Below are 13803 nucleotides of genomic sequence, written 5' to 3'. Positions count from 1 at the left end.
ATCCTAAATTTCACATTCAGACTTTTTAGATTGACAGCAATTAACATTAAAATAATCTCTACTCAAGCAATCTCTTCCTACGGTAAAATAATCAATTCCAGCCATTGCCATCGAAATTGGATCAAAACAGTTACGTCCATCGAAAACAATTTTGTCTGAAAGTATACAAAAATCTTGTGGCTTAAATTTTAAGAACTCGTTCCATTCTGTCAAAATTATTAAAAAATCAGAATTAGCTAAAACATCATTTGCAGTATTTGCAAAGTTTATTTTTTCACCATAAATATTTTTTATATTTTCAGCAGCAATAGGATCATATGCGAAAATTTTACAACCGATTTCAAGCAAAGCAGGGATAATATCAAGCGAAGGAGCACAGCGAATATCATCAGTTTCAGGTTTAAAAGCAAGTCCCCAAATGCCAACTTTTTTATCTTTTAGACTTTGACCATAATGTTTTTCAATTTTCTCTAAAAATGCAATTCGTTGTCGTTTATTAATATTTTCTACCTCTTTTGCAAGCGTCATCAATTGCTTATGTTTTTCCCCCATATAAACTAATGCTCTTAAGTCTTTAGGGAAACAACTTCCACCGTAACCAATGCCCGCATTCAAAAATGCAGATCCAATTCTTTTATCTTTGCCCATACCCCTTTTTATTTCTTCGATATCAGCACCCGCTGTATCTGCTAGTAATGCAAGTTGATTTATAAAACTGATTCTAGTTGCAAGCATTGCATTCGACGCATATTTTGTTAATTCAGCAGATTCTATTTTCATAACCATAAACTGCTCAGATGATGTACAAAATTTCTTGTACAAATCTCGCAAATTAACTTCCGCTTTTTCGCTTTCTACTCCAACCACAACCCTATCCGGCTCCAAAAAATCAAGTACTGCACTTCCTTCTTTTAAAAACTCCGGATTTGAAGCAACATCAAAATCTACACTTAATTTTCGCCTTGCAAGTTCTTGATTAATTATTTCTTTGACCTCTTTTGCCGTCCCTACAGGAACTGTAGATTTATCAACAATAAGACAATAGTCATTAATGTTTTGGCCCACTTCTTTTGCAACGGCATAGACATACGAAAGATCAGGAATTCCTACATCACTTGTGGGAGTCCCAACACATATAAAAATTATATCAGGTCTTTTTTTGAGCGCTTCATCAACAGATTTTACAAATTTTAATTTTTGATTTTCGAGTGATTCTTTAACTATTAAATCCAAGCCTGGTTCATAAAAAGGTATTTTACCAGCTAAAAGGCTTTGAATTTTGCTTTCATTATTTTCGACTATCGTTACATCTTCACCTTTATGTGCAAAACATGCCCCCGTAACAAGTCCAACATACCCTGCACCAACTACTGCAATTTTTTTCATTAAAACTCCTTTAATTTTTTAAAGATAATTTTTCAAGATTTTAACACTTCGCACCAAAATTCATAAGTTCTTTTTGCAATTGCTTCGTGCGAATAAAATTTCTTTACTCTCTCGTATCCTTTTTCCGCCAACTTTTCTCTTAAATTTTTATCTTCAATTAAAATTTTTAAACAACCAGCAAGACCTTTAATATCTCTCTGTTCAAAAATTAATCCGGCATCAGCAATAACATTTGGTATTTCACCAGCATCCGAACCAATAACCGAGACCTTACATGACATAGCTTCAATAATTACATGCCCAAACTGTTCTCTCCATAAATTGGTATCAAAAGAGGGCAAAACTAAAAAATCTACGCTTTGGATAAAATCTTTTACTTGAAAATGATCCACCGAATTACAAATCGTTATTTTATTTTCTAAGTTTTTTTGAGCAATATATTTTTTAAAATCTTCTGCATGGTTTCCACCACCCAAAAATTTTAATTTCCATTCTGGATGATCAAAAATAATTTGTGAAAAAGCATCAACCAAATCAAATATACCTTTTTCTCTCACAAGCCTTCCAACAAACCCTATCGTTTTATTTTGCTCTTTAGATTTTGGAACAAAAAAATTCGTATCAACGCCGAGCTGTGGCAAAACTAAAATTGGCTTTTTGAAATATTTTTCTTTCAAAATATTTTTAGCATCTTCGTTCCCAACAAAAGCTCCGTTAGAATTTCTCAAATTAAAACTTTCGACAAACTGCCAAAAAAATTTATATTTCCAAGACTTTTTTGGCTTCCAATTTATCCAAGTAAAAAATGTAAACTTTGTTTTTTTACAAAATAATTTTGAAAATAAAATAGATTGAAAATAACTAAAAGCATTATCACCTTGCTCAACATGAATCAAATACGGCTTAAAGCTTTTAAGCAACTTAATGAATTTAATTGGATAATAACCATACAAAACTTCATTTCCACCTTTAAAAGTATCAAGCGGTAAAAATTCACAATTTTTCAAATTATCTTTATCTAAATCATCAGCTTCTAATTTAAACAAAACATCTTGCCAAACAGTTGGAACTAAAACTTTTAAATTTATCTGTGGATATAATTGTGCTAAAACTTTCCATTTATCGCGATTAATAGAAGCGATGTAAGTATGACTAATAACAAGAATGTTCATCTAATTTTTCTTCTTTTATACCGATAGATAAATCATTTTTAATAAACAGATCTTTCAATTCCGGATAAACTTTTACTAAACCATTTTTCCATTTAGAATAAATAAATGCTTTTGAAAATTTAGTTCTAATAATCTCTAATGATTTTTCACTCATTTTTTTATGTAAATTAGAATTTTCTAAAATTAATAACGATTTTTGAGCCATATCATTTATATCATTAACTTTTACTAAAAAACCATTTTCTCCATCTTTAACATAATCCCTAGGGCCACCACAATCGGCAGAAACAATTGGCAAACCAAAAGCCATAGCCTCTAATCCTGCTATACCAAAACCTTCCTGATAAGAAGTGATAAGCTTCAAAGTTGATTTTTTATATAAATCTTTTAATTCTTGATTCGAAACAACACCTGTAAAAATAACATTCTTATAAAAATTTTTAGACTCAAATTTTTGTAAATCTTTTTTATCTGGCTTTAAACCTACAATAAATAATTTATATTCAGGTAAAACAGAACAAATTTTTTCAAAAACATTTAGTAACATTGTTATGTTTTTTCTAGGATCCGAAAATCTACCCACAGCAATCAAACATTTATCACGTGCATCAAAATCAATATTTTGTAATAAAAAATCATCTTCCAAAAAGTATCCTACTGCTTCTAAATTTTCTTTTTTAAAACCAATAATTTTTTCGAAATAAGATTTTGTATGAGAACTTAAAGTCCAAATATAATCAGCGTTTATTAAAATTTTCTTCTCAATTTTATTCATAAAAAAAGACGCGACTTTATCAATAAATCTTCGAATCAAAGGTATTTTAGCAATACGCACAAATCTATCATCTACAAAAGAAGTTCCAGCCCAAAGAACAAATTTTTTATTCAACAAAATAGCAGGATGAGCAGCAATAGAAGTTCCACTTACCACAAAAATATAGTCATATTCTTTTAATTCTCTTTCCCATGCTTTTTTGGTAAAAAAATAATGTCCAGGCTCCCAAAATGACCATCGTGCTCCTATCTCTATAGAATCCATACCTAAATAATTTTTATATCTAGTTTCAGAATTAAACTTAAAACCTTTTAGATAAGCAGATATTTCTGGTTCAAAACCCAAAAAAAATAATTTAGGTTCAAAATAAATTTTGCAAAAGTTATAAACAGCTTTTACCGTTTTTAAAACCCCGCCATAATTGTATGGATGAATAGTAAGAATAGCTATTTTAGTTTTTTGCTTCACAAGCATATCCTTTTATATTAAAAATTTTTAAAGTTTTTTAGCAGCAAAAAATAAATCCGAATATAAAATATTGGTTTTTATTAAACCAATTCTTCTACCAATACCAATAAATTTCTTTAATATAAATTTAAATCTAGGATGAAAAAATTCTGCAAAAACTTGTGGCGATACCCCACCTTTTTTCTCTATCGTAATAATTTCAAATCCATTTCCTTGAAGTAATTTTGATAAAGACTCTACAGTATAATACCTTTTATGTGTTAAATCAGATCGATGATAAAAAGTTAAATTATATTTAGGTAAAAAAACATCTTCATCATGAGGAACCGAACCCAACAAAATACCACCTTTTTTATTTTTTTTAAAAATAGAATTTAACAAAAAATTTTCATTTGAAATGTGTTCTATCACATCAAAAGTCAATATAGTATCAAAATTTTCTTTATCTAAAGTTAAACCCTGCTCAAGATCGCTTTTAATATACGTTATCGTATCGTTTTCGAATATATTTTCCAATTGATCTAAAGCAATAATTTCTAAATTTGGATGATTTTTTACTAACCAATTGCTATATGCTCCAACTCCACACCCAACATCCAAAATTAAAGAACCTTGCAAATATTTTTCTAAAAATTTTAACTTTTCATGCGATAATAACAATGCACTATCTTTCATATTATTCATAAAAAGGCTCCCATCTTTTTTAAAACATTTTTTAAGCGATCTTTTAATTTGTATTCTTGAATTTTTTCATATGATTTTTGCATTATTCCAATACGTTTTTTCTCATTGCTTAAATAAAATTTAATCTTTTCTACCAGTTCATCTACATTGGAAAAACAAACAATATTTTCATTTTCTGTAAACAATTCTTGTGCTTGCTCAACTGTTCTCTCTGTTAATAAAAATGCCCTACTTGCAGGAACTTCCATGGTACGCATGTTATGAGAAGTTATATTTTGTTTTCTTATGAAATTCAAATTTATTTTTGAAAGTCGAAATGCTTTTATCATTTCAATCCCATAAATGGCTTTACCTTGTAAATGATTTCGCAATGGAGAATTTGAAGCCAAGTTCTTACTCCACTCATTTCCCCATATTGCTAAATCTAAGTTTGGCATTTTTAAAATAAGATCATTGAGCCACTTTTCTCTATACGGTTCCCATGTACCCACAAAACAAACATCGCTGGTATATTTTTCTACATCCTCTTTTGTTATCATAATTTTTTGGTCAAAAAGATTTTCATCAAAAGCAAATGGAAAATATTCTACTTTTTTGGCTCCAACTGATTCTAAAACAGGAATTAACATTTTCGACCAAATCAAAAAATAGTCATAAAAAGGTAACGATAATAAAATGTTAGAATTTGAATTTCCATTCCAAAAACAAAAAGGATTGTCCGGGTAAAAATTAACTATTTTTGATTGAAAATTATTCTTTAAATATCTTATTGTTTTAAAACTTATATTCTCACCTTTAGCTATAAAAATAAAATCTGGATTAAAAATTTTTACAGTATTCTTTAAAGAATAATTAATATATAAATCATGAAAAAAAGAGACTAAAAATGAAATTTTACCAAGATTACAAAAAAAATTTCTATGGATTTTATTAAGATTAAAGACTTTAGCATCAAATCCAAGATCCAAAAAAATAGACCAATATGAACTAGAAGCTCCGCCGTATGTAAATTCTCCCACTACTAAAATCTTTTTTTTCACTTAAAAACTTTCAATAAATCCAAAGTCAAAAAGTTAAGATTATATAAATTTTTGCTTTAATTTATTCAATCTTATTTTAATAATATTTTTAAAACCAAAATCTTTTAAAACTAAATATTTATGCTTTAATCTATTAGCTAGAGAAACATTTTTCCAAATATCTATTCCAATAAGAGTACCAGAGGCAAGATCGCCTTCTGGTTTGAAATATTTATATTCAATACCACTCGTATTAGCCCAATAACCATAAATAACAGCATTCTCTTGCGGCTTAGGATCCATATCTTTTTGTATTAAATCAATAACTTCTTCATGAGATTTAGGAATATAACTACAGTTGAGATCCTCATAAAAAGCTCTTCCTACTAAAATAGAAGTCTTTTTCCAAAAACAAGCCTCCACACCCATAGTTGATCCAAAGGTAAGAATTTTAGAACAATTTTTAAGTAATGCATAACTATCAATTTTTTCTTCAGGCCAAATTATCTGTAGATTCTCAAATCCTAATGACCCAATCCTTCTTAAATCTTTTATCTGAGAACTATTAACATTTTTCAAATGAGGATGGACTCTAAGATATATCTTTATTTCCGGATTACCCTTTAAAGATTGAACAATTTTTTCTATACCTTCATTTTCATTCAAATAAATAGAATTTTGCCATTCATCAAAAGCAGCATATTCTTCTATAGAAGAATTAAAAATTACTATATTTTTTTTGGCAAAATCAAAACCAATTGGAAGTTTTTCAAGATCTTGGTCTTTACAAAAAACATACATATCTTTTCTCTGCACCTTATCTTCAAAAAAAGATTTTCCAATTTCAACTTTAATTTCTTTATTTAAATCTTTATTTTGCCAACTTTTAAATATGTCGCGTTTAAAAGGATCTAAAGAATGAAGTAAATCATTTTCAATAAAAGAATATTTATAAATTATTTGTTTTTTTTCATTATATTTAAAACCATTAATACTCTCAAACAACCTAAAAGAAATCCCTAAACTTTTGCAAGCACTTAAAGCAGCCCACGAATCAAAAAAACGACCATTCCAAATATAAACAAGATCGGGTTTTATTTTTTTTAACAAATTTAATGTTGATTCATAAATCAAAACAGCTGATTTGCATATAGAATATATCGTATCCTTTTGCTCTATGGTATCAAAATTGATTTCTCTTAATAAAGAAATCATGTAAGAAGCTACTCCAAATCCTAAATTTATTCCCTCGATATTAAATTCTTTTAACTCTTTAATATTCCTGAATTTTTTAGGAATATCTTGGAACGAAATATCTTTATTTAAATAAAAAATATTTTTATTTGGAATATTCAAAATATCTAAACTTGAATCACACAATAAATTGCATTTTAAACAAATAGATTTGTTTTTTAAAAAATTAGAATAACAATAAGGCTGCTCCCCTCCACACTTCAAAACAAAAACTTCATCTCTATTTTTTACATGATTTAGCATCAATTCAGATCGAGTTGCAATATTTTGTACGGATAAACTAGATGGTAAAGCTAAAAAAAGAACCTTCATTCTAAAATCCTAAAAACTCATAATCATTCTTTAATAATCGCATATATAACAATATCTACATAACCACCATTTTTATAAAAAACTTTTCTCAAAATACCTTCTTTTTCCATTCCAACTTTCTCACAGATTCTTATCATACTTTTATTTTCAGTAAATTGTCCCGAGCTTATCCGATTTAAATTTAAAGAATTAAATCCATAATTAATAAGCAGATTATAACATTCAGTCCCTACGCCTTTATTCCAATAATCTTTATCCCCAATAAGAATTGCTATTTCAGCCGATCGACTAATCCAATCTATTTGCTGCAGCAAAACATTCCCTATATGTTTGTCATTTTCTTTCCATTTAATTGCAAAAACAATTTTGGTCTGACTTTTTTCAACATCTTCCACATATTCAAAAGTCTTTCTTAAATTATTAGGAATAATTGAATGAGAATTATATTTACAAACTTCAAAATCATTTAACCAATTAACATATTCTGGATTTACATCTTCTTTAGTTAATGGAGAAAGATAAATATTTTTTCCTATTAAAAAAGGATTTTTCATTCTAATGACATCCTAGTAATTCATATATTTCATTTGTTAACTCGTTTTTATTTATAACAATCTCACTTTTAATCTCATTAAATTTTAAATAATCATTACCAATTTGCCCAGCTTGAACTCGTAAAACTTTTTTTCCAATCAAAAGCGATTCTATAATCATGTTTGAGAACATTCCAAGTACATAATCACTAAAATAATTTATAAGCAAAGGATCTATTTTTTGTTTAACAAAAATATTCAAAAATTTATATTTTTCGTTTTTAAATAAATAATCAAATTTATTTGCATTACTACGAGGATGTAATTTGATAATAAAAATATATTTTGAAAAATCTACTAATTTAGACTTATTTAATTCATAAAAACTTTCTAAAATATCTTCTAGAACTGAATATTCATCATAGCCTAAAATATATTTTCCGTTTTCATCTTTAGCAAAAGATTCACGAAGATTATCGCACACAAACAATATAACTTTTTTATCTTTAGGTAAATTAATCAAATCAAAAAACTCTTCCTTTGTAATCTGGGGCACAAATTTTTTAACCTTTCCATAGTAAGGGTTACTTGAAACTATAAGCATTTTAGAAGGAATACCATCCGCAATAGCCTCTTTTTTAGCAATTTCATTTATAACCCAAATCTCATCAGGAAAAATTGTTTCATTTTCAAAAGTAAATCTTTTTAAATAATTACCCCAGTGATCAATAAAAGCATATGTTTTCATACCTTTATTTATTGCCAATTTTCTCCACTTATGATCGTAATCATTTAAAGATGTTCCGCTAAATAAATAATTCGGACAAAAAGAATCAATAATTTTTTCAAAATATTTAGAATCAAAATCAACTCTTTTTACAATTCCTTCATATTCCGTAGGATAAATTCCTATAGAATTTGTAAAAATTAAAAAATCTTCCCCCACAACAAAACCTTCTTGAATTAAGTTGTCAACAAGAGCTAAAACAGAATTTGCACCTGCTGCATCAGAAAATACAAATATTCCTTTTCGACCTAGATTATATTTCATTCTGCCGCTCTATAATTTCTTGCATATTTTCATGGACCTTATAAAAAGCACTAACCACATCATCCAAATCTTGCCTACCCATAGAGGGACGCATAAACTCATGAGTTATAAGCTGCTCATAATGCATTTTCTCAACAACAGGACAAATCCCTTTGCTATAATCCAAATCTTCTTTTTTATGTTTATACAAATTAATTGCTTTTTGCTGATAAACAGGTTGCAAATATAAAGGCCTAGTGTAACCACCTCCAATTAAAGGATCCAATTCTCGCATATATGAACTAGGTAATTCTTTAATTAAAACTTTTAAATATTTATCTCGATGCAACCATCCATTTTTATATGCAAAATATTTCATAGGTTGCTGATAATAACAATGTTTTACATAAGGTTTTGGAATACAAACATCTAAATAATTAAAAACACCTAATTTTTCATTTAAATATTTAGCATTTTGTATTCTTTTTTCTAAAAGATCATCAAACTTTTTTAGTTGCTCAATACCAATAGCTGCTTCCATCTCGGGCATTCTAAAATTAAATCCAAAAATATTATCTATATTTTTTACACCTTTATTTTCTACAACAGCTTCTCCATGATTCCTGATCAATTGACAGCGCTCGGCTAAATTAGAATCATTAGTGGTTATCATGCCACCTTCTCCGGTGTGAATATGTTTATGATAATTCAAACTAAAAACACCAATATGGCCTATCGTACCTACATATTTATCCTTATATTTCCCAAAAGGAGCTTGCGCCGCATCTTCTATAACAAACAAATTATATTTTTTAGCAAGTTCCATTATTTCATCCATATCCGCAGCATGGCCGAATATATGAACAACTAAAATCGCTTTTGTATTTTTTGTTATTTTTTTCTCAATACTTTTGGCGGATAAACAAAAATTATCTTCATCAATATCTGCGAAAATAGGAACACCTCCCCAAAAAACAGGTGAAATTGCAGAAGCTGTCATTGTATAAGGAGAAACAATAACTTCATCGCCTGGTTTAATACCAACAGCGCCTAAAGCAGTAATTAACCCACTAGTATTAGAATTAACAGATATCGCATGCGAAACATTCAACTTTTCAGCCCACATTCTTTCAAAAGTTTGAACCTTAGGTCCTCCATAAAAATCCGAATGCCAACATCCTAGAAATTTACTTAGAACTCCACTTTTTAAAACTTCTTCAACTGCAAGCTGCTCTTCAATTCCCATTGTATTATGCGCTTCAAAAAGATTTACCCTTAATGGTTTACCTCCAAATATTGCTAATTTGTTCATTTTTATATCTCTACTTTTTCATTAACAGCTTTTATTAATTTATAAATTTGAAATTCATTATCCAAACTAGAAAAATTATCAACTTCACACTTCAATAACTTACTTAAATAATCGCACATATGATAACCATATTTATTCATATCAATATTTAAAATTTGCTTTCCCACCAAATTTTTATAACCGCTAAATACGTGATCATTTTCAACTTCATAAATTTCAACCTGATTTCCAAAATCAAAAAATCTAAATCTCTTTTTTTCAAACACAATGTCAAATTCTATTAAGCTAAAAAATCGTTCATCCGATGCTTGAAAAAACACTGGGAATTTATGCGCTTTATATTCATATTTAACTGAAAAACTAATTGATAAATCTTGCTCTTTGTAATCATTTACAAAATTAATAATTTTTATAGATTCAAGATCATAAACACTATCAAATAAATAATTTAAAATATCGATCAAATGAGATCCGTTATTTCGCAAACCCTTCGAATACCAAATATGAATACCCAAAGGCTTACCATAAATATTTTTTAAAATATTTAATTTTAGTTGTTGATAAAATGGAATGTATTTTCTTATATAATTCACTACACATTTTTTAGAATATTTTTTAACATCTGAATAAACTAAGTCAGAATTCCAAAAAGGCTTTTCTAAAACAAATAATTTAATCTCTTCTCTATCTTTTAACTTATTAAATATTTGATAATTAACAGATGGAATTGATGATAAAACAACAATATCAGGAAATTTTGAAATTTTTTCCAAATCATCAACCACTATTGCTTTAGGATAACGCAGCTTTGCCAAAGTATTTTTTTCTTTGTTTACATCAACTAAATACTTTATTTCAAAATCAGCATGATGATCGAAAGACTTTGTATGAGTAAGATAATTATCATTGTCAGGTTGATTATAATCATATAACATTCCAATATTTCCAAGCCCAACAATCGCAACTGAATATTTTATTTTAGACTCCATACTTCTCTTCTTAAGCTAATTTTTGATATTGAATAGTTTTCACTCTAGCATCTTTATTTAGATCTAATAAATACTCATTATTCCTTAAGTATCTGACAATATCCAATGCAGAAAAATCAAATCCCTTTTTAGGATAAAAATAGGTTATAATATTTTTAATTATTTCGTAATCACCTTTATCATCCAAAGTTATGCGAAGCTCGGGCCAAAATAATTCACCTTCTGCTTTTACATAACCTAAATTGTATTCACCACTTCTATAAATGTATAAACTTACATGCTCTCGATCCTCTTCTGTAAGTTTTTTTTCTGATATTTCTTTTAAAATATTTTTTGAAAATATTTGAACATCTAAACCATCTGGATAGCTTCTAAGATGCGAATTAGAAACATAATCAAAAGAATTATTTAAATAAACTTGAATCACTTTATCAATAATATTTGGATCAATTAAAGGACAATCCCCAGTAAGCTCTACAATCAAATTCGAATTAAAAAATGTATGAGCTTCCAAAACCCTTTGCAAAACATCATTTTCGCTTCCTCTGAAATATTTAATGCCCATTTTTTCACAAAGATTCACAACACAGTCATCTGCTTTATTTATAGTCGTTGCCACAACTATTTCATCTACAAGCTTTGCTCTTTTAACTCTTTCAACCATAAATTGAAGCATAGGTTTTCCATCTATAGCCTCCATCAACACTTTGCCTGGCAACCTAGAGCTTGTCATTCTTGCTTCTATCGAAGCAACTACTTTTTTATTAATCGCCATATTCCATCCACATAAAAATTTTATCTAACTTTAAAAAGAGGTTTTAAAGGTTCACATTCAAGAAATAAATCCAAAGTTTTTGCACTTAAACAATTTTTAATTAAAATCAAAACTTCATCATAAGCTATAAGTAATGCATTTATATCACTTTCGCTATGACTATGTGTAAAAAAATGCGCCCCAATAAATAAAATATTACGCTTGAACATCTCTTGTAAAAATAAAGTTCTTATTTGAAAACTTGAATACCCTTTAAAATCTTTTATTTGCAAAATTGACCAGCTTGGATGACCAGAAACAGAAAAAACTTCACTTAATTCATGCCTTAAAAATAATTCGTTCAATTTAATAAGAAACGTCTGTCCTTTTTCTTTTATATCTTCAAGAATTGATAAACTTTGCAATTTTGTCATTGTTGCTAAGGCTGCAGCTAAAGATAAAGTTTCGCCACCAAAAGTAAAAGAAAAAAATATTTCTTCCATCAAATTCATTATTTCGGATTTTCCCGCAATCGCAGATACAGGAAATCCATTTGCCAAAGCTTTTCCAAATGTTGCAAGGTCTGGGACAACTCCAAATAATTTTTGCGCTCCACCAAGTGAATATCTAAAACCAGTAATCATTTCATCGAAAATTAAAATAGCTCCATTTTCATGAGCAACTTCTTTAACTTTTTGTAAAAAATCATCTTTGGGGTACTCAATACTCATAGGTTCTAAAATCACAGCAGCTATTTGATTTGGATATTGTTGGAAAACAGTTTTTAAAGAATTAATATCATTATATTTAAATGTATGGGTAAGTTCTTTAACTACTTCTGGAACTCCTAAATTTCTAGAAGTTGTACCAATAGACCAATCATGCCAACCATGATAACCACACATAACAATATGATCTTTTTTTGTATAAGCCCTAGCTAAACGAATTGCAGCAGTAGTAACATCTGAACCATTTTTACCAAAACGAACTTTTTCAGCGCAAGGAACAAGTTCTACAATTTTTTCAGCAACTTTAAATTCTATCTCATTAGCAAGAGGGAAAATCGTCCCCTTTTCTAATTGTTTTCTTACGGCCTTAGATAAATCTTCATCGCCATAACCAAGAACAATAGCTCCAAGACTAGCCCCAAAATCTATATATTTATTTCCATCAACATCCCAAACATAACATCCTTCACCTCGATCAATAAAAAATGGCGAAACACCATAGGGAAAATGCACTTTACTTTTACTATAAGTCTGAGAACCAAGAGGAACTGTTTTCAAAGCTCTTTCAAGCATTTTTTCAGAATTAGAATACCGATTAAGCATTTTTCACCTTTTCATTTATATAAAAATTATCTTCTATCAAAGATTTTTTATAACCTTCGTTACGTTCAAATTTTGAATTAACCAAATTGAGCTCTGGATATTTATTTAATAAGTTCAAAATATCTTGAAAACCAAAATTGGGATTTATTTCATAAAGTTTTTCATAAACTTTGGTCACAAAATCAAAATCTTCTAGTTCGTCTACAGTCCATCTCAAATATGATAAATCTATTTTATTTTTAACTTCCCCTACTTTAAAATTTTCTTTGATAAATGGCGTTACATGTTCTCTTTGTGAAGGTAATTTTGCGCTACTCCAAGCTTTTTCTAAAGATTCAAAACTAAAAACTTCAACATCAAGCCCATCTGGATATGTAGGATTAAGGGTATTGGAAACATAATCAAAATCATTATCCACATAATATTGAATAACTTTATCTATAACTTCAGGATCTGTTAATGGACAATCCCCTGTTAATCTAACAATGGTTGATGCATTAAATTTTTTGGCCGTGTGATAAAAACGATCTAAAACATCATTTAAACTTCCGCGAAAACATATTACACTTTCGTTCAGACATATCTGTTCAATTTTATCATCAGACTTATCTAAACTTGTAGCTACAACCAATATGTCTATTAATTTAGAATTTTTAATTCTATCCAATTGATGTTGCAACATAGACCTACTCAAAATTGGCTTTAAAACTTTTTCTGGTAATCTCGAAGAAGATACCCTTGCTTGCAAAATAGCAATTATCATTTTAAAACCTTATTTAACCTT

13 protein-coding genes are annotated in these 13803 nt (G+C 28.4%); all 13 read right to left on the bottom strand.

Annotated features, from left to right (window positions below):
• Positions 1 to 3: 3 nt before the first annotated feature.
• Genes DEA20_00690 through DEA20_00630 form a run of 13 tightly spaced genes read right to left on the bottom strand, consistent with a single transcriptional unit; the run spans position 4 to position 13782 of the window.
• Positions 4 to 1386: a UDP-glucose 6-dehydrogenase gene (locus DEA20_00690; GenBank protein ID HBS47708.1), complete on the bottom strand. Its 1383-nt coding sequence runs from the start codon at positions 1384 to 1386 to the stop codon at positions 4 to 6.
• A 32-nt stretch (positions 1387 to 1418) separates the two neighbouring features.
• Complete coding sequence (locus DEA20_00685; GenBank protein ID HBS47707.1) at positions 1419 to 2558, bottom strand: glycosyltransferase family 4 protein; 1140 nt, start codon at positions 2556 to 2558, stop codon at positions 1419 to 1421.
• Complete coding sequence (locus DEA20_00680) at positions 2539 to 3807, bottom strand: hypothetical protein (GenBank protein ID HBS47706.1); 1269 nt, start codon at positions 3805 to 3807, stop codon at positions 2539 to 2541. The genes DEA20_00685 and DEA20_00680 overlap by 20 nt, the downstream gene beginning before the upstream one ends.
• A gap of 21 nt (positions 3808 to 3828) precedes the next feature.
• Positions 3829 to 4485 carry a hypothetical protein gene (locus DEA20_00675; protein HBS47705.1) on the bottom strand — a complete coding sequence of 219 codons (657 nt, stop codon included), beginning with the start codon at positions 4483 to 4485 and terminating at the stop codon, positions 3829 to 3831.
• The gene (locus DEA20_00670) at positions 4482 to 5525 is read right to left on the bottom strand and encodes a hypothetical protein (GenBank protein ID HBS47704.1); all 1044 of its coding nucleotides are present in this window, start codon (positions 5523 to 5525) and stop codon (positions 4482 to 4484) included. Before DEA20_00670 ends, DEA20_00675 begins: the two co-directional genes overlap by 4 nt.
• 39 nt (positions 5526 to 5564) lie before the next feature.
• Positions 5565 to 7070 carry a hypothetical protein gene (locus DEA20_00665; protein ID HBS47703.1) on the bottom strand — a complete coding sequence of 502 codons (1506 nt, stop codon included), beginning with the start codon at positions 7068 to 7070 and terminating at the stop codon, positions 5565 to 5567.
• Between the two features lie 23 nt (positions 7071 to 7093).
• Positions 7094 to 7624 (bottom strand): N-acetyltransferase, encoded by a 531-nt coding sequence (locus DEA20_00660; protein HBS47702.1) that lies wholly within the window; start codon positions 7622 to 7624, stop codon positions 7094 to 7096.
• A 1-nt stretch (position 7625) separates the two neighbouring features.
• Positions 7626 to 8654, bottom strand: a complete 1029-nt coding sequence (locus DEA20_00655) for a hypothetical protein (GenBank protein ID HBS47701.1) — start codon at positions 8652 to 8654, stop codon at positions 7626 to 7628.
• A complete protein-coding gene (locus tag DEA20_00650) occupies positions 8644 to 9945 on the bottom strand; it encodes a DegT/DnrJ/EryC1/StrS family aminotransferase (GenBank protein ID HBS47700.1) in 1302 nt (433 codons plus the stop codon). Before DEA20_00650 ends, DEA20_00655 begins: the two co-directional genes overlap by 11 nt.
• A gap of 2 nt (positions 9946 to 9947) precedes the next feature.
• The gene (locus tag DEA20_00645) at positions 9948 to 10934 is read right to left on the bottom strand and encodes a hypothetical protein (GenBank protein ID HBS47699.1); all 987 of its coding nucleotides are present in this window, start codon (positions 10932 to 10934) and stop codon (positions 9948 to 9950) included.
• A 10-nt stretch (positions 10935 to 10944) separates the two neighbouring features.
• Positions 10945 to 11709, bottom strand: a complete 765-nt coding sequence (locus DEA20_00640) for a hypothetical protein (protein ID HBS47698.1) — start codon at positions 11707 to 11709, stop codon at positions 10945 to 10947.
• 20 nt (positions 11710 to 11729) lie between these two features.
• Positions 11730 to 13019: an aspartate aminotransferase family protein gene (locus DEA20_00635; GenBank protein HBS47697.1), complete on the bottom strand. Its 1290-nt coding sequence runs from the start codon at positions 13017 to 13019 to the stop codon at positions 11730 to 11732.
• Positions 13012 to 13782, bottom strand: a complete 771-nt coding sequence (locus tag DEA20_00630) for a spore coat protein (protein ID HBS47696.1) — start codon at positions 13780 to 13782, stop codon at positions 13012 to 13014. Before DEA20_00630 ends, DEA20_00635 begins: the two co-directional genes overlap by 8 nt.
• Positions 13783 to 13803: the final 21 nt, after the last annotated feature.

The organism is Candidatus Dependentiae bacterium, assembly GCA_003511165.1.
Taxonomy (GTDB): domain Bacteria; phylum Babelota; class Babeliae; order Babelales; family UBA12411; genus UBA12411.
The sequence above is the reverse complement of the archived record's forward strand: the minus strand, read 5'-3'. Positions and strand labels throughout refer to the sequence as shown.